Raw genomic sequence first — 23,563 nt, 5'->3', positions numbered from 1 at the left:
CATCGCCGAACACCGCAAAGACAAACACCGCAGCTATATCTACGAACCCGACAGTTTCCGCCCGTTAGCCCTACTGGAAGGCTTCGGCCCAAAAGCGACCAAGCCCTACCACTACCAACTCGACCACCTCGGCACACCACAGGAACTCACCACGCCAGAAGGCGAAATCGTCTGGTCCGCGCACTACCGCGCCTACGGCGAAATTTCGCGCCTCGACATAGGAAAAATCGACAACCCACTACGTTTCCAAGGCCAATACTTCGACCAAGAAAGCGGCCTGCACTACAACCGTCATCGCTACTACAATCCGGATATTGGTCGGTACCTGACGCCTGATCCAGTGAGGTTGGCAGGTGGGATCAACGGGTTCCAGTACGTGTCTAACCCAACGGGGTGGGTGGATCCGCTGGGTTTGAATACCTGTCCAGGTGGAGACGGATGTAAACAACAATCAAAAATAGAAAGCCCAACCGAACAGTTAAAGGTTGATGAACAGACACCATCAACTCCAACTCCACAAAAAAATAAAAGCTATCTATACCGCGGAGACTCAAGAGAGCCCGATGAAATATTCGAAAAGGGATTTGAGAGCAGAGGAGAAAGCACTGATCTTTATTTACACTCCATAAATAATGCCAGCCCACCTAGCAACTTTGTCCCAACGTCGACATCAAGGAAACAGGCACTAGTGTTTGCGTCAGGCTTTGGATTTGAGGAAGGTTTTCTCTATACCCTCAAGAGGATTCCTGGCAGAGATGTAAATAAAGAGTTGGGGACACGCTCCAAGCACAAAAATGAACTAGAAATTGCGATTCCAGGCCGTATAGACTCCAAACATATTATAGGTGCCTCGCCAGTCAATGAAGATGGCACTTACAAGGGATACACGATATTGAACCCTAATAGAGAACGCCCATGAAATCACGTGAAATAACCATCATAAAAAACGGTGCACGTGAAACTGCATTGATCGAATACGAGGGAGGTAAGCCGTCGCTTCATATTCTCTTTAACGATGGCATACGGAAAACTTATACCGCGTTCGACCTGTATGACAGTTTCGGCTTATTAAGAGCTGACTTAAACAATATAGTTTTTTTATGCAAAGGCGCAAAAATCAACGTTCACACTTCAGGAATGTCTTCACAAATGTCAAATGGTCTAGTTGCATACGAGATGACCATTGGTCAACCAGAAGGCGAACTGGTACACATTTTTACATATGAAGAAAATGATCTTACCAACGACATACAAGAGCAACATGACTTCTGCCAAACTTGGGCCGAATCTGTTGACGCATGAATTCGCAAACTAGAGCACCCTGTAGTGATCGAGCTTGCTCGCGCTGGGCCGCTAAGCGGCCCCAACCCCAGTTCCATCGCCTGTTTTGGGCCTGCTTCGCAGCCCAGCGCAGGGCAAGCCTGCTCACTACAACAGGTTCATGCCCCATCGCATGATCAGCGCTTACCCAACTCCATGATCATCCGACTCAACAAGTAAACCCGCGGCACCACGCTCTCCACCTCGGCATATTCCTCAGGTGTGTGGATGTTGCCGCCCACAATCCCGAACCCATCCAACGTCGGTGTACCCACCCCCGCCGACAAGCTGGCATCCGCTGCCCCGCCGCTGCCTTCAATGGTCAGCTTGCGGCCCAATTCGCCATAAATGCCTTGGGCAATCGCCACCAACTTGTCCGACTCCGGCGTCTGGGGCATGGGCGGTAGCCCGCGTTGCAGGCTGGTTTTCACTTCGGTTTCCGGGATCAATTTGTTGGCCGACACCCGCGCTAGGTCTTTCTCGATACGATCAAACTCTTCCGGCAGCGCCGCACGCACATCGGCTTTGGCGGTGGCTTGATCGGGAATCACATTCACGCGATCCCCTGCCTTGAGCACGGTAAAGTTGATGGTGGTCTTTTTCTCTTCATCCCCCAATTTGCCCAGCTGCAAGATCTGATGCGCGGCTTCCATCGCCGCGTTGCGTCCCAGCTCCGGGGCGACGCCGGCGTGGGCGGCCTTGCCTTTGACTTCCACCACGGCGGTGGCGCTGCCTTTGCGCCACACCACCAGACCATCGGCCGGGCGGCCGGGTTCGAGGTTGAGGGTCACGTCGTGGCCCTTGGCGGTCTTGCGGATAAGGTCAGAGGCGATGTCGGAGCCGGTTTCTTCGCTGGCGTCGAGCAGGAAGGTGATTTGCGCATAGTCCTTGAAGCCCTGGTCCTTGAGAACTTTGAGCGCATAGATGCCAGCGACGATGCCGCCCTTGTCATCCATCACGCCGGGGCCGTAGGCGCGGCCATCCTTGATGTGGAACGGACGCTCGGCGGCAGAGCCTTCCTTGAACACCGTGTCCATATGGGCCATCAGCAGGATCCTGGCCTTGCCGGTGCCCTTGAGGGTGGCGATCACATGGCTGCTGTTGGCGGCGGCATCGGGCACACGTTCAATCTCGAAACCAAGCTGCTTCAATTCATCAATGGCGATATCGCTGACCTGGGTCAGGCCCGGTCCGTAGCCGGAACCCGAGTCGATATTCACCAGACGCTCCAGCAGTTTCAGGGCCTCGGCCTTGTACTGCTCGGATTGAGCCTGGATCTGCTTGTGGGGTTCGGCGCTGTAGGCCGGCAGGGCGAAGGACAAGGCCAGGGAGGCGGCCAGGAGGGTGCGGGGGACGTTGAAGAGCATGAACCGATCCTTGTTTTTTGTTGGAAGGTGCCGCCACACCCTACCCCACTAGACCGATCGCAACCAACTCTCCTGCACCGAACTGACACGGTTACGCCCCCCGCTCTTGGCCTCGTACAGCGCCTGGTCGGCGTCGTTCAACCAGCTTGTCGAGTCGGCATGGGCCGGGTGATACGGCGCCAGGCCGATGCTCAAGCTGGCGCGCAAGGTCGGGTCCTGGGCATAGGCCAAGGCGTTGAAGCGGTCGCGCAAGGCCTCCATCACTTCGGTGGCGCGGTTCAAGGGCATGTCTGGCAGGATCACGCAAAACTCATCACCGCCATAACGCCCGGCAAGGTCGGTGGCCCGCAGGTTCTGGCGCAGCACTTTACTGAGTTGGCGCAGCACGATATCGCCGGTGACATGGCCGTAGGTGTCATTGATGATCTTGAAGTGATCAATGTCGATCAGCGCAATCGCGGCGCCGGCCGGGCCTCGGCGGCAGCGTTGAAATTCGATTTCGAGGTGGTCTTTCCAGGCGCCGTGGTTGAGCAGGCCGGACAGGCTGTCCGTACGGCTCAGGGCCAACAGTTCGCGCTTGTGCCGCGCAAGGTTTACGGCTTGGCGATAACAGATCCAACCCAGGGCCAACGGGTACAGCATAAGGATCGGCAGGCACGCGTAGAGTTGAACCTGGGTCGTCACCGCCACAAACCCGGGGGCGAAGATCAACAGCGACACGCCAATGCCCAGCCCCTGCGCCACCCAGCCCGCCAGCATGAAGCGCGGGCCGCCGATGGCCACGTTGTTCATGGTCATCATCGATAAGGTGGTGACGCTGGGCAGCGGGTTGAAGTGCATGGCGCCGACCCAGAAGCCGCCGCAGAAAGAGTCGAACAGCAGGTTGCGCCGTTCGCTGCGCAATGAATGGGTTGACCTCCTTGAACACTGAAAGGCCAGGTGGGGCCAGGCAAACGCGTTGATCACCATCCACACCCATACCCAGGTGGGCGGGTACAGCGGATACATGCCGAACACCACGCACACAAAGCCGAGCGTCAGCCCCAGTGTGCGGGATTTATACAAGCGTGAAGCGAGCGGAAGTCCCTTTCCTCCTGCGACTGGCATGGTGAGGTGTGATCCTGGATGGATGCCTGGAGTCTATCAGGGCAACGGCAAATCGCCACTACCGCTCATGACCTTGCCCTCGACACCTCAGTGGGACAAACCCCGTGCCAACATCATCGCCACTCCCAGCAGCAACACCGCAGTGGCACGCTGCAACAGCACCCGGCGCCTGGGGTTCTCCAGCCCATGTTTGATGCGCTGGCCGAAATAGCAGTACAGGCAGCCACTGGCAAATTGCAGCAGCAGGAAGGTCAGGCCAAGGATGGCGATATCCACCGATGAGTTGCGCCCCCCTGCCCCGGCAAACTGCGGGAATACGGCGCTGAACATAATGATGGCCTTGGGGTTGGAAAACCCCGTCAGAAAACCCTTGCCGAACAGGCTGCGCGCCCCTTCCACGGTTGCGCCCTTGTCAATCGACACGCCACTGCCGGTCCACTGCTTGTAGGCCAGGTAAAGGAGGTAGGCCACCCCGACCAGTTGGATGCCTTGGGTAATGACCGGGCTGCCCTTGATCAACTGCGAAAACCCCACGGCAAAAATCAGGATCGAAAGCAGGTACGACACACTGGCGCCCACCTGTGCCGGGATCGAACGGCGCAGGCCATCCTTGAGGCCCAGGCTCAACAGCAACAAGGTCATGGGGCCGGGACTGAAGGTAATGGTGGTGCAAAACAACAGGAAGTACAGGAACGAAGAAAGGGTCAGCGCGCTGGTCATGGACAAAGCCTTGGGAGAGGAGCCTGCAGTCTAGGCACACGGCATTGCACAAGGCAGGTGAAGTGAGGCCTAATCCCGCCGGACTTTACCGGTAAAATCACCAGCAAACTCAAGGAAGGTGCATGTTTGTCTCCGCCATTGCCTTTGTGCCGGGCACGCCCAAGGTGCAGCAGATTGTCGAGGCGTTCAGCCAGGCCATTGACACCGGCGAATGGGCACCCGGCAGCAAGTTGCCGTCGGTGCGCGAACTGACCCTGGCCCTGGGCGTCAGCAAGTTCACCCTCAACGAAGCCCTGGACCGCCTGCGCGGCCGCAACCTGCTCACCTCCCGCCAGGGCCGTGGCTACTTCGTGGCGATCAACAGCCCGCGCCCGGCCTCATCGAACTGGGTGGAGTTGCTGCCCCAGGACCTGCTCAGCGTACTGCGCCGCCCCCTGGCCACCGTACACGGCGACCAACGCCCCGGCGGCGGCCACCTGCCGGAACACTGGCTGGACAACGACGCCATCCGCCAGGCCCTGCGCAGTGCCGTGCGCGCACCGTCGCTGCGCATCGCCGGGCTGGGTACGCCGGCCGGGCTGCTGCCATTGCGCCAGGCGTTGCAACAGAAGCTGCAGGGCGAAGGCCTGTCGGTGGCGGTGGAGCAGATCATCACTACCCCCAACACCGTCCAGGGCCTGGACATGCTCATGCGCCTGCTCGCCCGCCCCGGCGACACGGTGCTGCTGGACACCCCCTGCTATTTCAACTTCCACGCCAACCTGGCCCTGCACGGCGTCAAGGTTGTGACCATCGAACGCCGCCCCGATGGCTTTGACTTCAACGCCCTCCAACAGCTGCTGGCCGAACACCGCCCCAGCCTGTACCTGACCACCAGCGTGCTGCATAACCCCACCGGCCATACGTTCAGCCCAAGCCAGGCGTTTCGCCTGCTGCAACTGACCCAGCAGTACCACTGCCATATCATCGAGGACGACCTCTACGGCGACCTGCACCCCACCCCCCCGCCGCGCCTGGCGGCCCTCGCCGGGCTGGAGCAGGTGACTTACCTGTCGGGGTTTTCCAAGAGCCTGAGTGCCAACACCCGCGTCAGCTTCGTGGTGGCCGCGCCGCAACTGGCGGCCAACCTCACCAATATGAAATTGATGAGCGGCGGCATCACCTCGGAACTCTTCGAACAGATCCTGTACCGCATGCTCAGCGAAGGCAGCTATGCCAAGCATCGCAAGCGCATGGTCCAGCGCCTGATGGAGGCAGGCAGCCGTGTCGAGCAATGGCTCAAACGTTGCGGTTGCGAACTGCCCATGGCGTTTGAAGGTGGGATGTTTATCTGGGCGCGTCTGCCGCCAGGGGTCGACGGTGAATGGCTGGCCCAGGCCGCGTTGAAGCAGGGCATGGTGCTGGCACCCGGTGCGCTGTTTGGCTACGACCCTGGGCAGCGCAACACGATGCGCTTCAACGTGGCCCACAGCGATGAGCCGCGCACGCAGCAGCTGTTCGAAGCGTTGTTGCTCAAGGCTTTGCGCGCCCCTTGAGCATGCCGTGGTTGACCAGCAGCGTGCGCATGGCATTGCGAGTAATCCCCAGCAGATCCGCCGTGCGCAGTTGGTTGAAGCCACAGAAGGCAAAGGCCTCGCGCACGATCAGGTCCTCGATATCGTGCAACAGCGTATCGCCGGGCACCTCGAACAGCCGCAACAGCTGCTCGCGCATCACCTCCTGGGGAATGCGCGGTGCGCCGCTGTTGGCGCTGGCGTGCATTGCACTGAGCCCGGCGGAAAACTTGAGATGGCTGGGCATGATCGGCTTGTCACCGGCCACCAGCAGTGCCAGGTGCACCACGTTTTCCAGCTCGCGGATATTGCCCGGCCAGGGGTAGTCCAGCAACGCCTGGGTGGCGGACTCGGACAGCATCGGCTCGGCGATTTTCAGCTTGGCGCTGTACAGCCGGCGAAAGTGCTCCACCAGCGGCAGGATATCCAACGGCCGTTCCCGCAGGGGCAACACCTGCACCTGGGCCACATTGATGCGATAGAACAGGTCCAGACGGAAATTGCCCGCCTCCACCGCCTGCTCCAGGTCGATGTTGGTGGCGGTGACCAGGCGGATGTTGATCTTGATCGGCTTGCGCGAGCCCACCCGCACCACTTCCTGTTCCTGCAGTACCCTCAGCAACTTCACCTGCAAAGGCAGCGGCAAGTCGCCGATTTCATCGAGGAACAAGGTGCCGCCGTCGGCCTCTTCGAACCAGCCACCACGTCGGCCCACGGCGCCGGAAAACGCCCCGGCTTCATGCCCGAAAAACTCGCTTTCGGCGAGGGTTTCACTGATAGCGCCGCAGTTCACCGGCACGAACGCGCCGGTGCGTCCACTGGCACTGTGGATGTAGCGCGCCACCAGCTCCTTGCCGGTGCCGGTCTCGCCATTGATCAACACCGGCGCATCACTGGGGCCGACGCGCTTGAGGTAGTCGAGCAACTGCAGGGAGCGGGGGTCGGCAAACACCAGGGCCTTGGCGCGGATCGACAGCGGGTCTTTTTCGCCCTGGGGCAAAGTCAGGATCGGCGTGGGCTGCCCGTGGGGACGGTTCATGAACAATTTCCCGGCGGCGAGATAAAGAAAGTAAGGGTGACTTTACCCAGCCGCGCATATAACTAGAAATATTAAAAATTCATTAGTACATAACCGTTTATCGGCGATGGGCCAACGACCTCACACACCGGTCTCCCAGGCTTTGCACACCCTGCACCAGCAGCACCAGCACAATCACGGTGACCACCATGATCTGGTTGTTGAAACGCTGATAACCATAGCGAATCGCCAGGTCCCCCAGGCCGCCGCCGCCGATCACACCGGCCATGGACGAAAAGCCGATCAGCATCACGAGCGTCAAAGTCACCCCCGCCACCAACGCCGGCAGCGCCTCGGGCAACAGCACCTTGAGAATCACATGGCGGATGTCCCCGCCCATGGCCACGATGGCTTCGATGCGGCCTTTGTCCACCTCATCCAGGGCGGTTTCCACGATGCGCGCAAAGAACGGAAATGCGCCGATGGTGATCGGCACCACCGCCGCGGTACTGCCCAAGGTGGTGCCGACGATCAGCCGCGTGAGAGGAATCAGCGCGATCAGCATCACCACGAACGGCAATGAACGCCCCAGGTTGATTACCGCCCCCAGTACGCGATTGATACGTGGCAACGGCAACAGGCCGTCGCGCCGGCTGACAAACAGCAACACCCCCAGGGGCAAGCCGATCAACAGGGTGAACAACCCGGCCAGCAGCACCATGTACAGGGTTTCGCCGGTGGCATTGAGCAGCAGGGCAACGATGTCATTCCAATCGGTTTTCATACCGCCCTCACCACTTGCAGGCTGGGCGCCAACGAACGGCCCAGGCGCGAGGATGGGTCGGCCTGCAACTGCACCAAGGTGCCGCTTTCCACCACGCGACCATCGGCCAGGGACACGGCGCTGTCACAGATGGCCTTGACCACCTCCAGTTCATGGGTAATCAACACGATGGTCACGCCCAGCTGGCGATTGATATCGCGCAACAGTTCAAGGATCGACGCCGTGGTCTCCGGGTCCAGCGCGCTGGTGGCTTCATCCGACAGCAGATACGCCGGGCGCGCCGCCAACGCACGGGCAATGCCCACACGCTGTTTTTGCCCGCCAGACAGCTGCGAAGGAAACGCCCCAGCCTTGTCACTCAAGCCCACCAGGGCCAGCAGCTCTGCCACCCTTGCCGCGCGCTCCGCCCTGGGTACCTTGGCGATTTCCAGCGGCACCGCCACGTTATCCGCCACGTTGCGCGAATGCAGCAGGTTGAAGCCCTGGAAGATCATGCCGATGCGCTGGCGTTGCTGGCGCAGTTGCTTGTCGCTCAGCTGGGTGAGGTCCTGGCCATCCAGGAGGATACGCCCGCAGGTGGGCCGTTCCAGCAGGTTCAGGCAACGCAGCAAGGTGCTTTTACCCGCCCCGCTGCGCCCGACGATGCCGAAGATCGAGCCGTCGGCGATCTGCAACGACACGTTGTCCAACGCTGCCTGGCCCGTGGCGTAGGTTTTGCTGACGCCCTCGACAACGATCATTCGGCCGCCACCGGAATTACGGAACCGGCGTATTTCTCGCTAATGAACCTGGCCACTTCAGGCGAGCGCAAATCCTTGGCCAGTTGCTCGATGCGCGGGTCCTGCGCCAGCGTTGGCGTAGTCACCAGGATATTCGCGTAGGGGTTGCCCTTGGCCGCTTCCAGGCCCAAGGCATCCTTGGCCGGCTCCAGGCCTGCTTCCAGGGCGAAGTTGCCATTGATCACCGCCAGGTCCACATCGTCCAGCGCGCGGGGGATCTGCGGCGACTCGATCTCGAGGATCTTGAGGTGCCTGGGGTTCTCGGCGATGTCTTTTGGCGTGGCCTGTTTCTTGGCCGCATCGTTGAAGCCCGGCTTGAGTTTGATCAGGCCATTGGCTTGCAGCAGGTAGAGCGCGCGGCTGAGGTTGGTGACGTTGTTGGGCACAGCGACCGTGCCCTTGACCGGCACCTGGTCGAAGCGCGTGTGGCGGCGTGAATAAATGCCCAACGGCTCGATATGCACGGTGGCCGCCACCGCGAACTTCTGGCCGAGGGCCTGTTCCTGGGAGTTGAGGTACGGCAGGTGCTGAAAGTAGTTGGCGTCCACATCGCCATGGGCCAGCAACTCATTGGAGTTCACGCCGCTGGGAATCTCGATGATTTTGAGCTTCAGGCCGGGGTCGAGCTTTTGCACATATTCAAGGATCTGCGCATGGGGAATGGGGTCTGCGGCGACGCGCAAAGCATCGGCCGCCGACACGCTCAATGAGGCCAGCAACACTGCCAGGGAAAGCGCGGTTTTCTTCAACATGGTGATCTCCAGATCAGGCGGACAGTGCGTTGGGAAGTGTGGCGTCGGCGTAGAACCGTTGGGCGACATCGGGGTGCGAACGCAGGCGGCCCTTGAGGTAGTTCCAGCCAACGTCGCGCAGCAACGGGTTGCGCGGGTCGCTTTCGGGGCCATGGGCGTCACGCAGCAGTTCTGGCGCCAGTTGGTATACCGGCACCACCGCATCCAACTGCGCCCCCAGGAAAAACGCCAGGGACAAGCGCTCGCTGCCCACTGGCGGTGACACCACACGGTGCACGGTGGCGCGCAGGTAACCGTTGCTGGCCAGTTCCAGCAGTTCGCCGATATTCACCACCAGGGTGTCGGGGCGTGGCGCGGCATCGATCCAGCGGCCCTCCTCCACTTCCACCTGCAAACCGGCTTGCTGGTCTTGCAGCAGGAAGCTGAGGAAACCGGAATCCTTGTGGGCACCGACGCCCTGGCGGCTTTGCCGGGCATGGCGACCGGGGTAGCGGATCAGCTTGATGTGTTCGTTGGGCTGGTCTCCGTACAGCGCGTCAAAGGCGTTTTCCGGCAGGGACAATGCCTGGGCGAAGGCGCGCAAGAGGCGCAGGGCCATTTGCGTCATTGCTTGCTGCCAAGCGAGCACCAGGGGCTTGAGTTGGGGCAAGGCCTGCGGCCATTGGTTGGGGCCCTGCAGGCGCGCCCAGGCGGCGGGGTATTGATCGACCGCCAGGGGTTCACGCTCGGCGCCCACGTCGAACTGTTCGCGCAGGTCGGGCTGGCCGCGAGTGATCTCCGACGCGGCGCGATTGTAGCCGCGAAAGTGCGGGGAGTTGAGCATGGCCACCGCCAGCTTGTCGGCTTCTGGCAAGGCAAAAAAAGCCCGCGCCTGCTGCTGCACCTGGGCCAGCAGCGCCGGGTCGATGCCGTGGCCGGTGAGGTAGAAAAACCCGATGTGTCGCGCCGCCAGGCGCAGCTCATCAAGAAACTGCTGGCGCTGCTGCGGGCTGCCGTCAAGCTGGGACAGGTCCAGCAGCGGTAAGGTGGTGATCGATTGCAACGTGGACATCGGCGGCTCGCTCCCTGAACAATTGCCTGCGCAAGCAACCAAGCTAAACGATCTTAAAAACCTTCAATAAATATCTTTTTAGAATTAGCTTAGGCATGCCGATATAGCCTACAAGCGCTAGCTGCGCATGGATTTTTGCTTCGTCGTGTATCTCGCTATCGCCAGATACACTGCAATACAAAGGGCACAAGGCAAGGGCGCCGACAGTGGCTAGACTGCGCCCCAACGAGTATTTAACGAGGAAGGCAGAGCATGGATCATGTCGATCACATCCTGATCGTCGATGACGACCGGGAGATCCGCGAACTGGTAGGCAACTACCTGAAAAAGAACGGCATGCGCACCACCGTGGTCGCCGACGGCCGACAGATGCGCAGCTTCCTCGACACCACCCCGGTGGACCTGATCGTGCTGGACATCATGATGCCCGGCGATGACGGCTTGCAGTTGTGCCGTGAACTGCGGGTGGGCAAGCACAAGGCCACGCCGGTGCTGATGCTCACCGCCCGCAACGACGAAACCGACCGCATCATCGGCCTGGAAATGGGCGCCGATGATTACCTGGTCAAGCCCTTCGCCGCCCGTGAACTGCTGGCGCGGATCAACGCCGTACTGCGCCGTACGCGGATGCTGCCGCCAAACCTGGTGGTGAGCGAAACCGGGCGGCTGATCCGCTTTGGCCGCTGGCGCCTGGACACCACCGCCCGCCACCTGCTCGACGAAGACGACACCCTGGTGGCCCTGAGCGGTGCCGAATACCGCCTGCTGCGGGTGTTCCTGGATCACCCGCAACGCGTGCTCAACCGCGACCAATTGCTCAACCTTACCCAGGGCCGCGACGCCGACCTGTTCGACCGCTCCATCGACCTGCTGGTGAGCCGCCTGCGCCAGCGCCTGTTGGACGACGCCCGCGAACCGGCCTATATCAAGACCGTGCGCAGCGAGGGCTACGTGTTCTCCCTGGCCGTGGAAATCCTTGAGGCCGATCAATGACCTTTCGCTTTGGCTGGCCCCGTACCCTGGCGTCGCAGCTGTCGCTGATCTTCCTGATCAGCTTGCTGTGCGCCCATGGGTTGTCGTTCAGCGCCCAGTTCTACGAACGCTACATCAGCGCCCGCACCGCCATGCTGGGCAACCTGGAGAACGACGTCTCCACCTCGGTGGCGATCCTCGACCGCCTGCCGGCCGACGAACGCGCCAGTTGGTTGCCGCGCATCAACCGGCAGAACTACCGCTACCTGCTCAATGCCGGCGAGCCCGGTGAACCGATGGCCAGCGACAATGTACCCATCGCTGCCACCTCGATCAGCGACGCGTTGGGTGAACACTACGCCCTGACTTTTCGCGACATCCCCGGCGTGCAAAAGCACTTCCAGGCCCACCTGACCCTGGCCGACGGCAGCCCCATCACGATTGACGTGCGCCCCTCCATGGTACCCGTGGCGTACTGGCTGCCCGTGGTGCTGGTGCTGCAGTTGGCGCTGCTGCTGGGCTGCACCTGGTTCGCCGTGCGCCTGGCCGTGCGCCCCTTGACCCGCCTGGCCCGCGCCGTGGAAACCCTGGACCCCAACGCCCACCCCACGCCACTGGACGAAACCGGCCCCACCGAAGTGGCCCATGCCGCTGCGGCGTTCAATGAAATGCAAACGCGCATCGCCGAATACCTCAAGGAACGCATGCAGATCCTCGCGGCGATTTCCCACGACCTGCAAACCCCCATCACGCGCATGAAACTGCGCGCCGAATTCATGGACGACTCCGCCGACCGCGACAAGCTCTGGAGCGACCTTGGCGAGATGGAACACCTGGTGCGCGAAGGCGTAGCCTATGCCCGCAGCGTGCACGGCGCCACCGAGGCCAGCCACCGCATCGACGTTGATGCGTTCCTCGACAGCCTGGTGTTCGACTACCAGGACATGCACAAATCCGTGACCCTGAGTGGCAAGAGCGCGGTGGTGCTGGACACCCGCCCCCATGCCCTGCGCCGGGTACTGGTGAACCTGGTGGACAACGCGCTGAAATTCGCCGGCGCCGCAGAACTGGAAATCAGCTCGACCGCCACCGGCGACCTGTCGATCAAGGTGCTGGACCGTGGCCCCGGCATCGCCGAGGACGAACTGCAACAGGTGATGCAACCGTTTTACCGGGTAGAAAGCTCACGCAATCGCGGCACCGGCGGCACGGGCCTGGGCCTGGCCATCGCCCAGCAGTTGGCTGTGGCGATCGGTGGGTCATTGACCTTGAGCAATCGGCCCGGCGGTGGCTTGTGTGCACAGGTGCGTATCGCACTGTAATCAGCCCGGCAGCGGGATTACGCGTCGCGTGGCTTGACCTTGAGGTGGCGCGCATACCAGGGCCGCTTCGGCACGCGTTTGAACAGGCCCTGCAATGCATCGTTTTCATCACTGAACACAATGCGCAGCGCCAGCTTCATGGTTTCCGGGTCCATCTCCATGGACCGCCCCATCTGCAACCCCGGCGTGGTGCTACAGCCGTGGGTGTCCGGTCCCAACCAGGGGTCGCCTACTTCTACCCAGCGTCCGGGGGCAAACCAGGCCACGCCATTGACGTCCAGGCGGCGCACCTCACCAGGATGGAAGCGTTCGTGGGCTCGGAACCAATCTTCGACCCGGTCATCGATCCAGCCATGGAAGTGCCAGAACACCGGGTTTACGTGGGATGAAAACGGGTCGCCCAGGAAGTCGTTCTCGGGTGCATACCAGCGTGGGGCGAAGTCCGAGGGGTCGCGGGCAAAAGGCACTGGGCCGCCGTTGGACGGGTCGCGAGGCACCGAGGCCCAGCGCATGTGCAACCAGTCGTGAAGGCCCAGCTCCATTTCGGAACCCAGTTGCCCCAAGGTCAATTTGGCCAGGTAGCGTGGGTCGCGATATTGGGATTCCCAGACCTGGAAGTTGCTGTGGTAAGTCTCTTCGGCCTTGATATCACGCACCCACTGGGTGTATTCGGCATCGTCCGGCGCCGACCACGTAGGCGGCAGGGCAAAGCCGTCCTGGTTATCGAAGTACCGCACAAAGCCCAGGCGATCACGCTCCAGTGCCGGCTGTGGCTCGGGAAACGCAGGCCATGAGGGCAAGTCCTGCATGGAACGCGCTGTACCCAGCATGTGGCGATGCATGAAGAAAAAGTCGATGCCCGAGCCGTTGCGATCCTTGCGCTTGCCTCGGGCATCGCGCTCCTGGCCCCGCGGGCCGGGTTGCCAGCCAATACCGCGCAGGGCCTCGTGTTTTTCTTCGGAGAGCTTGTGCCACTTGTCACGCGTGGCGTGCCAGAGCTGGTGGAACAGGCGGTGTTCGGGCGCGATCAACCACGCGAGCAGCGTGGGGTTCAGGCCGATGCGCTGGCGCGCTTCGGGAAACAACTGCTTGTGGGCGACAAAGCGATTGTCACGCTCGACCAGTGCCAGAGGCCGCTGCAAATCGAGAATCTGCCCACTGAGGGTGGTGCTGCCGGCATTGCCGAAGCCGGCCCAGACTTCATCGACGGTGGTCTTGAACTCATAGGCAGGCGAGCCGTCGGCCGAGTCGCGATCGATCAGGCGCCAATAGAGCACATTGCCCCGTACGCCGGCCACGTCGCCCAGTACGCGGTAACGGGGCTCGCCCGCGCTGCGCAGGTTGGCAGCGGTATCCAGGTAGCCCCGCAAGCCACGCCCACGCGGCGCGATGTCGAGCAACAGTTCCAGGTCGTCGCGGGGCAACCCCTCGATGTGGGCATCACGCCCCTCCAGGCGCAGGCTCCACACCCCGCGCAAGGTGTCAGCCAGATGCTGGCCAGCGGTGTCGGCCAGGTCCACGGTGGCTTCGCCCGGGGTAATCGGGAATTCTTCACGCGTCAGCTCGCGATGGGCATAAAAGGCCGCCGGCACGGCAGCACTCGTCAGCGCCAAGCCTGCGATGAACCCACGTCGAGAGATCGTCATTGTCTACCTTAGGAAACGGCTTTATCAGAGCTAGAACGTTTGCCTCTCTGAAAAATTTACAGCCTGTGCGGCGCTGCCTAAATTTCCCGGTTCATCGCTCGTTCTTCCCAGATAGCAAAGGCCTCAACCGACTGAGACGGCAATGACAAAACCACGTTCAAAAAAGGCACTGTATATAGGCCTGCCCCTGGCTTTGGCCATCGGCGCCGGGGCCGGTTTCCTGGCCTGGGATCACTGGTTCAGGAGCGATTACCCGCTTGCGCTGATCAAGCAGGCCAACGAGTTGCAGGAGCGCGTACTGTCGTTCGACAGCCATATCACCGTGCCCCTGGATTTCGGCACTGCCGGCAAAGAGGCCGACAAGGATGGCAGCGGCCAGTTTGACCTGGTCAAGGCCAATCGTGGACGCCTGTCCGGCGCGGCGCTGACCATTTTCGGCTGGCCGGAGATGTGGAACGGGCCGAACGCCCCCCACAAACCCACCGATGGGTTTGTCGACGAGGCCCGCAACCAGCAGGAGGTGCGCTACAAGATCATCTCCGGCATGGTGCGTGACTACCCCAACCAGGTGGGCATTGCCTACACCCCCGAGGACTTTCGGCGGCTGCACGGCGAAGGCAAGTTCGCGATCTTTATCAGCATGCTCAACGCCTACCCCTTGGGCAACGACCTGAACCAACTGGACCTGTGGGCCGCGCGCGGCATGCGCATGTTCGGTTTCAGCTATGTGGGCAACAACACCTGGGCCGACTCATCGCGCCCGCTGCCCTTCTTCAATGACACCCCCGACGCGCTCGATGGCCTGTCGGACCTTGGCCAACAAGCGGTGCACCGCCTCAATGACCTGGGGGTGATCATCGACGTTTCGCAAATGTCGACCAAGGCCTTGGAACAGGTCGCGCGCCTGAGCCGCACGCCCATGGTCGCCTCGCACTCCGCACCGCGTGCCGCCGTGGATATCCCGCGTAACCTCAGCGACAAAGAAATGCAATTGATCAAGCAGAGCGGCGGCGTGGTGCAAGTGGTCGGTTTCGGCACCTACCTGCGCCCCCTGACGCAAAAGACCCAGGACAAGCTCAATACCCTGCGGGCGCGTTTCGACTTGCCTCCCCTGCCCAACCTGCATGTGGCACTGATGCCTGGCGACCCCATCATCGCAGCCTGGCCCGAGCAGAAGTTCGGCGAGTATGCCAGCAGCCTGTACGCCATCCTCGAAGACGAACCCAAGGCCACCCTCAAGGACCTGGGAGACGCCATCGATTACACCGTGCGCAAGATCGGCATCGATCATGTGGGCATCGCTTCAGACTTCAACGATGGCGGCGGGATCGCCGGGTGGGACAACGTCGGCGAGATCCGCAACGTCACCGCCGAACTGTTGCAACGGGGTTACTCGGAGGCCGATATCGCCAAATTGTGGGGCGGCAACTTCCTGCGGGTCTGGAGCGAAGTCCAGCAAGCCGCCAAACCTGTGGCCCAGCGCTGACACCCTCTTTTTGCCGAGCGAATCGACTTCATGACTGACCGCCGTACGTTTCTCAAGCAGGCAGGCCTTTTTGCCGCCAGCCTGCCCCTGGGTGCCGCCCTTACCCCCCAGGCCTTCGGCACACCGGCCCCCGCGGGCGGCCTGGATAAATGGGCCCAACTGCGCCAGCTGTTCAATCAGGACCCGGACTACCTGCACTTTTCCAACTTCCTGATCACCTCCCACCCCAAGCCCGTGCGCGAGGCCATCGAGCGCCACCGCGCCGACCTTGATCGCAACCCGGCCCTGGCCATGGACTGGGAGCTTGAACACACCTGGAAATGCGAGGCCCAGGTGCGCGAATGGGCGGGCCGCTACGTGCAGGCAAAACCTGCCCAAATCGCCCTCACCGGCAGCACCACCGAAGGCCTTGCCATGATCTACGGGGGCATTCATGTGCGCCCCGACCAGGAAATCCTGACCACCGTCCACGAGCACTACTCCACGCGCAACAGTTTGGAGTTTCGGGTGCGCAAGGAAGGCACCCAGGTGCGCAAGATCAAACTGTTCGAAGAGGCTTACCGGGTTTCGGCAGACGAAGTGCTGGGCTCGATTGACCGCGCCATCCGCCCCAACACCCGCGTACTGGGCATGACCTGGGTGCAGTCGGGCAGCGGGGTCAAGTTGCCCATCGGGGAAATCGGCAAGCTGGTGGAGGAACGCAACCGCCAACGGGATGAGAAGGACCGCATTCTCTATGTGGTCGACGGCGTCCACGGGTTTGGCGTCGAAGACCTGGCGTTTCCCGACATGCACTGCGATTTTTTCATTGCCGGCACCCACAAGTGGATGTTCGGGCCAAGGGGGACGGGGATCATCTGCGCACGTTCGGAAGTACTCACCGACGTGACCCCCACCGAACCGACCTTCTCCCAGGACACCGACTTCGCCACCAGCATGACCCCCGGCGGCTACCACGCATTCGAACATCGCTGGGCACTGGACGAAGCCTTCAAGCTGCATTTGCAACTGGGCAAGGCCGACGTACAGGCGCGCATCCATGAGCTCAACAGTTACCTCAAGCGCCGCTTGCTACAACACCGCCAGATTGAACTGGTCACGCCACTGAGCCCCGAGCTGTCCGCCGGCTTTACCTTTTTCCGGGTCAAGGGCCAGGACAGCGAAAAAGTTGCGGCCCACCTGATGCAGCAGCGCGTGGTAGTCGACGCTGTGCACCGCGACGCCGGCCCGGTGGTGCGTACTGCCCCCGGCTTGTTGAACGACGAAAGCCAAATCGACCGCTTGATGGCGGTACTCGAAAAGGCCTTGTGACCCGAACCGCCCCGAGGCGCCCTTTTTCCTTTATAGAGACGACTCATGAACAGTGCTCCGCTTCCTATTCGCCAGCCCCGCTCCCTGCGCGCGCTGCTGGTAGTGTCCCTGGCTACCCTGCTCGCCGGCGCCGCCCACGCGGCACCCACACCCGCAGCCGGCAAGGTGTTCAAGGACTGCAAGAATTGCCCGGAAATGGTGGTGTTGCCCGCTGGCAGCTACGTGATGGGCACACCGGAAGGTGAAGTAGGCAAGGAAGGCGATGAAAGCCCACAGCATACCGTGACCTTCGCCAAACCCTTTGCCATGAGCCGCTTCCACGTCACCGCCGGGGAACTGGACGCCTATATCCGTGAAAGCGGCGTGGTGATCAAGGACGGCGACACCCGCCCGGGACGCCTGTGCCAAGCCAGCAAGCCCCGCTATACACAGGGGCCGCGCCAGCCGGCGGTGTGCATCGACTACTTCGAAGTCCAGGCCTATGCCGACTGGCTGTCGAAGAAAACCGGGCACACGTACCGCATGGTCAGCGAGGCTGAACGCGAATATGCCGCCCGCGCCGGTACCACCGGACCCTTCCCCTTCCCGTTCGATGAGGAAGGCCAATACCAGATCAGCAAACACGCCAATACCTATGGCCCCAAAGACGGCTTCACCTACAGCGCACCGGTGGGCAGCTACCCGCCAAACGCCTTTGGCATGTACGACATGCACGGCAACGTCTACGAGTGGGTCGCCGACTGCTGGCACCCCAACTACGAAGGTGCCCCCACCGACGGCAGCGCCTGGCTGACGGGCGGTGACTGCAACGATGCCCATATCCGGGGCAATGACTGGGGTGAAGCGCCGGTGTTCTCTCGCTCCGGCAACCGCAACAGCCGCGAGAAAAATGTAAGAGGTGATTTCCTCGGGTTCCGCGTCGCACGGGAACTCTAAACCTTCTACTCCCTGTGGCGGGCCCGCTCGCCACACTGCCCTAAATCCCGCCTGCCGCCCTTCGTTTAGTTGCTAAGCACCCTCCAGAAGCCCAAGCCCTTCGGGTCGTTCGTGCCGGATTTCGGGCATTCTCCACACAGGATTTTTTCATGACCAGCCAACCTCGCGGCGCCATCAGCGAACTTTTCGCCCTGCTCAAACCTTTCTGGCCCATCGTGACGCTCTCGATTGTGCTGGGCATGGTGGGTGGCCTGGCCATCACCACGCTGCTGGCGACCATCAATACGTCGCTGCACTCGGACACAGGCCTCACCCAGGGCGTGGTACTGCTGTTCGCCGGGCTCTGCGTACTGGCCTTGGCCAGCTCGATCTTTTCCGATATCGGCACCAACTATGTCGGCCAGAAAATCATTGCCCGACTGCGCAAGGAACTGGGGGAGAAAGTGCTCTCGGCACCTATCGAGCAGATCGAGCGCTATCGCAACCACCGGCTGATCCCGGTGCTGACCCACGACATCGACACCATCAGCGACTTCTCCTTCGCCTTCGCGCCGCTGGCCATTTCCTTCACCGTGACCCTGGGTTGCCTGGGCTACCTGGCGATGCTGTCGTGGCCAATGTTTGTGATCATGCTGATCGCCATCGTCATCGGCAGCGTCGCGCAATACATCGCGCGCGCCCGTGGCATGAGCGGCTTCTATGCGGCGCGGGAGCAGGAAGAAGAGCTGCAAAAGCACTACACCGCGATTGCCTCCGGTGCCAAGGAGTTGCGCATCCATCGCCCCCGTCGCCACCGCATGAATGTCGAGGGTATCCAGGCCGCCGCCAACAGCATCTGCGACACCCAGGTTCGCTCGGTGAACATCTTCATCGTCGCCAAGACCTTTGGCTCCATGCTGTTCTTCGTGGTGATCGGCCTGGCCCTGGCGTTGCAGGCTTACTGGCCGAGCGCCGACAAAAGCGTCATGAGCGGTTTCGTGCTGGTGCTGCTGTACATGAAGGGGCCACTGGAACACCTGATCGGGACACTGCCCATTGTCAGCCGTGCACAGATCGCCTTCCGCCGCATTGCCGACCTGTCGGAACGTTTCTCCTCGCCGGAACCGCACCTGTTGCTCAGTGATGCCGAAGCCCCCAAAGCTGCCGTGCATAGCCTGGAACTGAACAACGTGCGCTTTGACTTCCCACCGGTGGAGGGCAGCGAGCCGTTTCGCCTGGGGCCGGTCAACCTGAACATCAAACAGGGCGACATCATCTTCATCGTCGGCGAAAACGGCTGCGGCAAGACCACCTTGATCAAGCTGCTGCTGGGGCTCTACGCCCCGCAACAAGGCGAAGTGCGCCTCAACGGCCAACCGGTGACCGCGCAAAACCGCGACGACTATCGCCAGTTGTTCACCACGATCTTCGCGGACTACTACCTGTTCGATGACCTGGTGCGTGACGACCTGCACATTCCTGACACGGCCAATCAGTACCTGCAACGCCTGGAGATCGCCCACAAGGTCAGCATCAAGGACGGCGCCTTCACCACCACCGACCTCTCCACCGGCCAGCGCAAGCGCCTGGCACTGGTCAATGCCTGGCTTGAAGAACGCCCCGTTCTGGTGTTCGACGAATGGGCTGCCGACCAGGACCCGACCTTCCGGCGGATTTTCTATACCGAGCTGCTGCCCGACCTCAAGCGCCTGGGCAAAACCATCATCGTCATCAGCCACGACGATCGCTATTTCGACATTGCCGACCAGTTGGTGCACATGAGTGCCGGCAAGGTCAGCGCCCAACAACAGGAAATCGCCAATGTTTAATTTCCGGTTTTTCCAGCGACGTGCGTCTTATTAGTTGATTGAGAAACAATCTCACTACCTTTAACCTCTGCCGACACTCAAGAGCACTTTCTAAAATGCCTGCACATCGACTTCGCCCCCAGGCCCTGGCCCTCGTGATCCGTCATGCACTCAAGCCCGACCTGCGTTTCTGCACACTAGGCCTGACTGCCCTGCTGCCTATGCTGGTCCACGCCCAGGAAATGACCTTCAACATCCCGGCGCAGCCGTTGAGCAGCGCACTGCAGGCCTTCGGCACCCAGTCGAACCTGCAAGTGCTCTACAGCCCGCAAGATGTGGAAGGCAAGCGCAGCACTGCCGTTTCCGGTCACTTGGAACCGTCGGCGGCCATCGCCAGGCTGCTGCAGGACAGCGGTGTGTTCTACCAGATGCAAAACTCCTCCGTGACGGTCAGCGCGTCGAGCAACAACGCGCTGCAACTGGGGGCAACCACCATCAGCGGCGAGGCCCTGGGCAGCACCACGGAAAACACCGGCTCCTACACCACCGGTGCAATGCAAACCGCGACCAAGCTGCCACTGTCCCTGCGCGAAACCCCGCAGTCCGTGACCGTGATCACCCGCCAGCGCATGGATGACCAAGGCATGCGCAGCCTGGACGACGTGGTCCAGGCCACCCCAGGGCTGCGCCTGTCCGCTGCGCGCCCGGCCAACAGCGAGTACTTCGCCCGTGGCTTCCCGATCACCAACATCATGTTTGACGGCCTGCCGACCACCTACAACGCCGACTGGGTCGCTACTGCCGACCTGGCCCCCTACGACCGCGTCGAAGTGGTGCGCGGTGCCACCGGCATGATGCAAGGCGCTGGCAACCCATCGGCCGCCATCAACATGGTGCGCAAGCGCCCCACCAAGGAATTCCAGGCCAGCATCACCGGCAGCGCCGGCAGCCGGGACAACTACCGCAGCGAGCTGGACGTATCCGGCCCGGTCAATGAAAGCGGCAGCGTGCGTGGCCGCTTTGTCGGCGCCTACCACGACAAGGACAGCTACCAGGATTACGCCGGGCGCGAACGCGGCGTGTTCTACGGCATCACCGAGTTCGACCTGACCGACAGCACCACCCTCACCGTGGGTGCCTCCGATCAGAACGACAATAACAACATCAACTGGGGCGGCTTGCCGGCAAGCCCGGACGGCAGCAGCATGGGCTTCTCCCGTTCCAAATCGTTCGGCTACAGCTGGTCGCACCAGGACGTGGAGAACAAGACCGTATTCGTCGAGCTGGACCAACGTTTCGACAACGACTGGCGCCTGCACCTGGGCGCCTCGAAAAACTGGTCCGACTTCAAGCTGGGTGGCGCCGTTCTGGAACGCAACTCCAACTTGACCTACCGCCAGCGGGTATTCAACCAGACGCGTGACTACGACCAGTCCACCTATGATTTCTTTGCCAGCGGCCCGTTCTCCCTGCTTGGGCGCCAGCATGAGCTGGTGGTGGGTGCCAGCAAGCGTCAACTCAAGACCGAAGCGGTGGGCGGCACTACCTTCATCGACAATATCGATATCAACAACTTCAACCCCAACACACCAAGGCCTTTCGTTCCAGACATTTACTCCATCAATGACAAGGTCGACCAGGAGGGCCTGTACGTCACCACGCGCTGGAACCTTGCCGACCCACTCAAAGTCATTCTCGGTGCACGCCTGGACTGGTACGACTCGACGTCGATCTACGACCAGACCAACGACCAGTACTACACCTCGGGCAAAACCAAGGAAGTGCGCCACGTCACCAAATACGCCGGCGTGATCTATGACCTGGACGACAACCATTCGGTCTATGCCAGCTACACCGATATCTTCCAGCCTCAGGATGAAAAAGACGGTGACGGCGCCGGGATCAAACCGATCACGGGTGAAAACTATGAAATAGGCATCAAGGGCGAGTACTTTGGTGGCGCGCTGAATGCCAGCGCTTCGTTGTTCCAGATCGACCAGCTCAACCGAGCGGCAGAAGTCGCAGACAGCAGTCAATGCAGATTCATCGCCGTAGGCAGCTATGCCTGCTACGAGGCCGCAGGCAAGGTCCGCAGTCAGGGCATCGAGTTGGAGATCAACGGTGCACTGACACCAAACTGGCAGGTCGGCGCCGGCTATACCTTCGCCCAGGCCAAGTACAAAAAGGATGCCGACGGTTCCAAGGAAGGCACCCTGTTCGACACCGACGTGCCTCGCCACATGTTCAAGGCCAATACCACCTACCATCTGCAAGGCGACCTGAACAAACTGCGTATCGGTGCAAACGTCTACAGCCAAAGCAGCACCTTCAACAAGGGCGTGGTCACGTTCAACGGCCAATCACAGAAGTTCCATGTTGACCAGGAAGCCTACGCCCTGTTCGGCCTGATGGCCGGCTACCAGGTCACTAAAAACCTGGACACCCAGCTGAACATCAACAACCTGTTCGACAAAAAGTACTACCAGGGCATCGCCAGCAACTCTACCTGGAGCCCTTATGACGTCTACGGTGACCCACGCAACTTCACCGTGACCGCCAAATACACCTTCTGATCCACCCGTAAAAAAAACCGCAGCCCAAGGGCTGCGGTTTTTTTATGCCGCTTGCAAAGTCAACCCAGCCGCTGGGCCAGCGCCTCGACGATTCGCTCACGGGCCAGGTCTGCCTCGTCAATGATCGACCCCATCCGCAGGAAGTCATGGCACATGCCATCGTAGACTTCCAACTGCACCGCCACGCCACCGGTCTCAAGATGCCGCGCATAGGCCACCGCCTCGTCATGCAAGGGATCGCACTGCGCAACAATGAGCAATACCGGTGCCACCTGCGCATTCACCGCCCCCAACAGCGGCGAAAAGCGTGGGTCCAGTCGGTCGGCCGGGGTTGTCTGGTACTGCTGGTAGAACCACTCCAGAGTGTCCTTCTCCAGCAAATGGCCGACGCCATAGCGCTCCACCGAGGCACTGACACGGCTGGCATCGGTGACCGGATAGATCAACACCTGCAAACGCGGGTGCGGCAGGGCCTGCTGGGCTGCCAGGCTGTTGGCCAATACGGTGGCCAGGCTGCCGCCGACACTGTCACCCACCACAGCCATGCGCTCAGGGTCTATACCCAGCTCCCGTGCATTGAGGGCCAACCACTGCCAAGCATCCTCGGCATCGTTGAAGGCCGTGGGAAAGCGCCACTGCGGGGCCAAACGGTACTCCAGCGAGAGCACCGGCAAGCCCGAATCCAGAGCCAGGTTCCAGCACAGGGCATCGTGGGAATCCAGGCTGCCCACCACATAACCGCCGCCGTGCAAGTACAACACGGCACCACTGTGTTGGCTGGCGTCCCACTCCGGTGGTCGGTACAGCCGAGCTTGCAAACGCTGGCCGTCGCGGGCCGTCAAGGACACTGACTGGATGAATTCGGGCTCATCGGCACCGGGGTCCATCAGCGCTGAAGACTGGTCGAACTGGCGTCGGGCTTCCTCCGGTTGCAGGTGATGCATCGGCAAGGCTTTACCGCTGCGACGGCCGCTGCCCACCAGTTCCAGGTAAGCGGCGAGGTCAGGATTGAGAGGCATGATCAAGGATTCTCCAAATGGGCACCCCCACACGGGGGTGCCCAGCGACGGGTTCTAGGT

The 23,563-nt window shown here is 61.3% G+C and carries 20 protein-coding genes; 10 read left to right on the top strand and 10 right to left on the bottom strand.

From position 1 onward, the window contains the following. Together DYL59_RS14470 and DYL59_RS14465 are read left to right on the top strand one after the other, a co-directional pair. Window positions 1-919, top strand: a 919-nt coding sequence (locus DYL59_RS14470) for an RHS repeat-associated core domain-containing protein (protein ID WP_193557551.1), incomplete at its 5' end; no start/stop codon positions are given. Further along, on the top strand, window positions 916-1,302 hold the full coding sequence (locus DYL59_RS14465; RefSeq protein ID WP_135289809.1) for a hypothetical protein: 387 nt from the start codon (window positions 916-918) through the stop codon (window positions 1,300-1,302). The genes DYL59_RS14470 and DYL59_RS14465, both read left to right, overlap by 4 nt. 155 nt (window positions 1,303-1,457) lie before the next feature. Here DYL59_RS14465 and DYL59_RS14460 read toward each other — a convergent pair whose 3' ends face one another. The 3 genes from DYL59_RS14460 to DYL59_RS14450 all read right to left on the bottom strand — a co-directional run bounded on the left by DYL59_RS14460 (window position 1,458) and on the right by DYL59_RS14450 (window position 4,514). Continuing rightward, window positions 1,458-2,687 carry a M20/M25/M40 family metallo-hydrolase gene (locus DYL59_RS14460; protein WP_135289808.1) on the bottom strand — a complete coding sequence of 410 codons (1,230 nt, stop codon included), beginning with the start codon at window positions 2,685-2,687 and terminating at the stop codon, window positions 1,458-1,460. A 48-nt stretch (window positions 2,688-2,735) separates the two neighbouring features. Next, window positions 2,736-3,794: a diguanylate cyclase gene (locus DYL59_RS14455; RefSeq protein ID WP_135289807.1), complete on the bottom strand. Its 1,059-nt coding sequence runs from the start codon at window positions 3,792-3,794 to the stop codon at window positions 2,736-2,738. An 87-nt stretch (window positions 3,795-3,881) separates the two neighbouring features. Beyond that, entirely contained in the window at window positions 3,882-4,514 is a 633-nt protein-coding gene (locus tag DYL59_RS14450) for a LysE family translocator (protein ID WP_135289806.1), read from the bottom strand. A 122-nt stretch (window positions 4,515-4,636) separates the two neighbouring features. On the opposite strand from DYL59_RS14450, the gene DYL59_RS14445 reads away from it, so the two are divergent. Beyond that, on the top strand, window positions 4,637-6,049 hold the full coding sequence (locus tag DYL59_RS14445) for an aminotransferase-like domain-containing protein (protein WP_135289805.1): 1,413 nt from the start codon (window positions 4,637-4,639) through the stop codon (window positions 6,047-6,049). Here DYL59_RS14445 and DYL59_RS14440 read toward each other — a convergent pair. From DYL59_RS14440 to DYL59_RS14420, 5 genes are all read right to left on the bottom strand, one after another. Next, window positions 6,027-7,106 carry a sigma-54 interaction domain-containing protein gene (locus DYL59_RS14440; RefSeq protein ID WP_135289804.1) on the bottom strand — a complete coding sequence of 360 codons (1,080 nt, stop codon included), beginning with the start codon at window positions 7,104-7,106 and terminating at the stop codon, window positions 6,027-6,029. The two genes, DYL59_RS14445 and DYL59_RS14440, sit on opposite strands and share 23 nt — an antisense overlap. 97 nt (window positions 7,107-7,203) lie before the next feature. Beyond that, window positions 7,204-7,869 carry a methionine ABC transporter permease gene (locus DYL59_RS14435; RefSeq protein ID WP_135289803.1) on the bottom strand — a complete coding sequence of 222 codons (666 nt, stop codon included), beginning with the start codon at window positions 7,867-7,869 and terminating at the stop codon, window positions 7,204-7,206. Beyond that, window positions 7,866-8,609, bottom strand: a complete 744-nt coding sequence (locus DYL59_RS14430; protein WP_135289802.1) for a methionine ABC transporter ATP-binding protein — start codon at window positions 8,607-8,609, stop codon at window positions 7,866-7,868. The genes DYL59_RS14435 and DYL59_RS14430 overlap by 4 nt, the downstream gene beginning before the upstream one ends. After that, window positions 8,606-9,400: a MetQ/NlpA family ABC transporter substrate-binding protein gene (locus DYL59_RS14425; protein WP_135289801.1), complete on the bottom strand. Its 795-nt coding sequence runs from the start codon at window positions 9,398-9,400 to the stop codon at window positions 8,606-8,608. The genes DYL59_RS14430 and DYL59_RS14425 overlap by 4 nt, the downstream gene beginning before the upstream one ends. Before the next feature lie 13 nt (window positions 9,401-9,413). Beyond that, window positions 9,414-10,451, bottom strand: coding sequence for an isopenicillin N synthase family dioxygenase (locus DYL59_RS14420; RefSeq protein ID WP_135289800.1), 1,038 nt, complete (start codon window positions 10,449-10,451; stop codon window positions 9,414-9,416). Window positions 10,452-10,703: 252 nt separating this feature from the next. Between DYL59_RS14420 and DYL59_RS14415 the strand changes: the two genes are divergently transcribed. Continuing rightward, window positions 10,704-11,444 carry a response regulator gene (locus DYL59_RS14415; protein WP_135289799.1) on the top strand — a complete coding sequence of 247 codons (741 nt, stop codon included), beginning with the start codon at window positions 10,704-10,706 and terminating at the stop codon, window positions 11,442-11,444. After that, window positions 11,441-12,745, top strand: a complete 1,305-nt coding sequence (locus DYL59_RS14410) for an ATP-binding protein (protein ID WP_135289798.1) — start codon at window positions 11,441-11,443, stop codon at window positions 12,743-12,745. Before DYL59_RS14415 ends, DYL59_RS14410 begins: the two co-directional genes overlap by 4 nt. Window positions 12,746-12,762: 17 nt before the next feature. On the opposite strand, the gene pvdP is transcribed toward DYL59_RS14410, so the two are convergent. Then, window positions 12,763-14,391, bottom strand: coding sequence for a pyoverdine maturation tyrosinase PvdP (gene pvdP, locus DYL59_RS14405; RefSeq protein WP_135289797.1), 1,629 nt, complete (start codon window positions 14,389-14,391; stop codon window positions 12,763-12,765). 142 nt (window positions 14,392-14,533) lie between these two features. Here pvdP and pvdM point away from each other — a divergent pair, with 142 nt between their 5' ends. The 5 genes from pvdM (at window position 14,534) to DYL59_RS14380 (ending at window position 22,484) form a co-directional block, all read left to right on the top strand. Continuing rightward, window positions 14,534-15,877, top strand: a complete 1,344-nt coding sequence (gene pvdM, locus DYL59_RS14400) for a pyoverdine-tailoring dipeptidase-like protein PvdM (RefSeq protein ID WP_135289796.1) — start codon at window positions 14,534-14,536, stop codon at window positions 15,875-15,877. 30 nt (window positions 15,878-15,907) lie between these two features. Next, the gene (pvdN, locus tag DYL59_RS14395) at window positions 15,908-17,188 is read left to right on the top strand and encodes a pyoverdine-tailoring periplasmic protein PvdN (protein ID WP_135289795.1); all 1,281 of its coding nucleotides are present in this window, start codon (window positions 15,908-15,910) and stop codon (window positions 17,186-17,188) included. Window positions 17,189-17,233: 45 nt separating this feature from the next. Continuing rightward, the gene (gene pvdO / locus DYL59_RS14390) at window positions 17,234-18,124 is read left to right on the top strand and encodes a dihydropyoverdine dehydrogenase (RefSeq protein WP_135289794.1); all 891 of its coding nucleotides are present in this window, start codon (window positions 17,234-17,236) and stop codon (window positions 18,122-18,124) included. Window positions 18,125-18,273: 149 nt separating this feature from the next. Beyond that, window positions 18,274-19,932, top strand: a complete 1,659-nt coding sequence (locus DYL59_RS14385) for a cyclic peptide export ABC transporter (protein WP_135289793.1) — start codon at window positions 18,274-18,276, stop codon at window positions 19,930-19,932. Window positions 19,933-20,027: 95 nt separating this feature from the next. Further along, on the top strand, window positions 20,028-22,484 hold the full coding sequence (locus DYL59_RS14380) for a TonB-dependent siderophore receptor (RefSeq protein WP_135289792.1): 2,457 nt from the start codon (window positions 20,028-20,030) through the stop codon (window positions 22,482-22,484). A gap of 59 nt (window positions 22,485-22,543) precedes the next feature. On the opposite strand, the gene DYL59_RS14375 is transcribed toward DYL59_RS14380, so the two are convergent. Further along, window positions 22,544-23,503, bottom strand: coding sequence for an alpha/beta hydrolase (locus DYL59_RS14375; RefSeq protein ID WP_135289791.1), 960 nt, complete (start codon window positions 23,501-23,503; stop codon window positions 22,544-22,546). Window positions 23,504-23,563: the final 60 nt, after the last annotated feature.

The organism is Pseudomonas kairouanensis (assembly GCF_004682055.1).
GTDB lineage: Bacteria > Pseudomonadota > Gammaproteobacteria > Pseudomonadales > Pseudomonadaceae > Aquipseudomonas > Aquipseudomonas kairouanensis.
This window is presented reverse-complemented; position numbering and strand designations above follow the sequence as displayed.

Bases quoted from the DNA above. Each gene is read 5' to 3' on its own strand.
- pvdN (WP_135289795.1), top strand. From the start codon at position 15,908: ATGACTGACCGCCGTACGTTTCTCAAGCAGGCAGGCCTTTTTGCCGCC.
- pvdP (WP_135289797.1), bottom strand. From the start codon at position 14,391: ATGACGATCTCTCGACGTGGGTTCATCGCAGGCTTGGCGCTGACGAGT.
- DYL59_RS14380 (WP_135289792.1), top strand. From the start codon at position 20,028: ATGCCTGCACATCGACTTCGCCCCCAGGCCCTGGCCCTCGTGATCCGT.
- DYL59_RS14440 (WP_135289804.1), bottom strand. From the start codon at position 7,106: ATGAACCGTCCCCACGGGCAGCCCACGCCGATCCTGACTTTGCCCCAG.
- DYL59_RS14410 (WP_135289798.1), top strand. From the start codon at position 11,441: ATGACCTTTCGCTTTGGCTGGCCCCGTACCCTGGCGTCGCAGCTGTCG.
- DYL59_RS14455 (WP_135289807.1), bottom strand. From the start codon at position 3,794: ATGCCAGTCGCAGGAGGAAAGGGACTTCCGCTCGCTTCACGCTTGTAT.
- pvdM (WP_135289796.1), top strand. From the start codon at position 14,534: ATGACAAAACCACGTTCAAAAAAGGCACTGTATATAGGCCTGCCCCTG.
- DYL59_RS14385 (WP_135289793.1), top strand. From the start codon at position 18,274: ATGACCAGCCAACCTCGCGGCGCCATCAGCGAACTTTTCGCCCTGCTC.
- DYL59_RS14375 (WP_135289791.1), bottom strand. From the start codon at position 23,503: ATGCCTCTCAATCCTGACCTCGCCGCTTACCTGGAACTGGTGGGCAGC.
- DYL59_RS14460 (WP_135289808.1), bottom strand. From the start codon at position 2,687: ATGCTCTTCAACGTCCCCCGCACCCTCCTGGCCGCCTCCCTGGCCTTG.
- DYL59_RS14420 (WP_135289800.1), bottom strand. From the start codon at position 10,451: ATGTCCACGTTGCAATCGATCACCACCTTACCGCTGCTGGACCTGTCC.
- DYL59_RS14430 (WP_135289802.1), bottom strand. From the start codon at position 8,609: ATGATCGTTGTCGAGGGCGTCAGCAAAACCTACGCCACGGGCCAGGCA.
- DYL59_RS14435 (WP_135289803.1), bottom strand. From the start codon at position 7,869: ATGAAAACCGATTGGAATGACATCGTTGCCCTGCTGCTCAATGCCACC.
- DYL59_RS14425 (WP_135289801.1), bottom strand. From the start codon at position 9,400: ATGTTGAAGAAAACCGCGCTTTCCCTGGCAGTGTTGCTGGCCTCATTG.
- DYL59_RS14415 (WP_135289799.1), top strand. From the start codon at position 10,704: ATGGATCATGTCGATCACATCCTGATCGTCGATGACGACCGGGAGATC.
- DYL59_RS14450 (WP_135289806.1), bottom strand. From the start codon at position 4,514: ATGACCAGCGCGCTGACCCTTTCTTCGTTCCTGTACTTCCTGTTGTTT.
- pvdO (WP_135289794.1), top strand. From the start codon at position 17,234: ATGAACAGTGCTCCGCTTCCTATTCGCCAGCCCCGCTCCCTGCGCGCG.
- DYL59_RS14465 (WP_135289809.1), top strand. From the start codon at position 916: ATGAAATCACGTGAAATAACCATCATAAAAAACGGTGCACGTGAAACT.
- DYL59_RS14445 (WP_135289805.1), top strand. From the start codon at position 4,637: ATGTTTGTCTCCGCCATTGCCTTTGTGCCGGGCACGCCCAAGGTGCAG.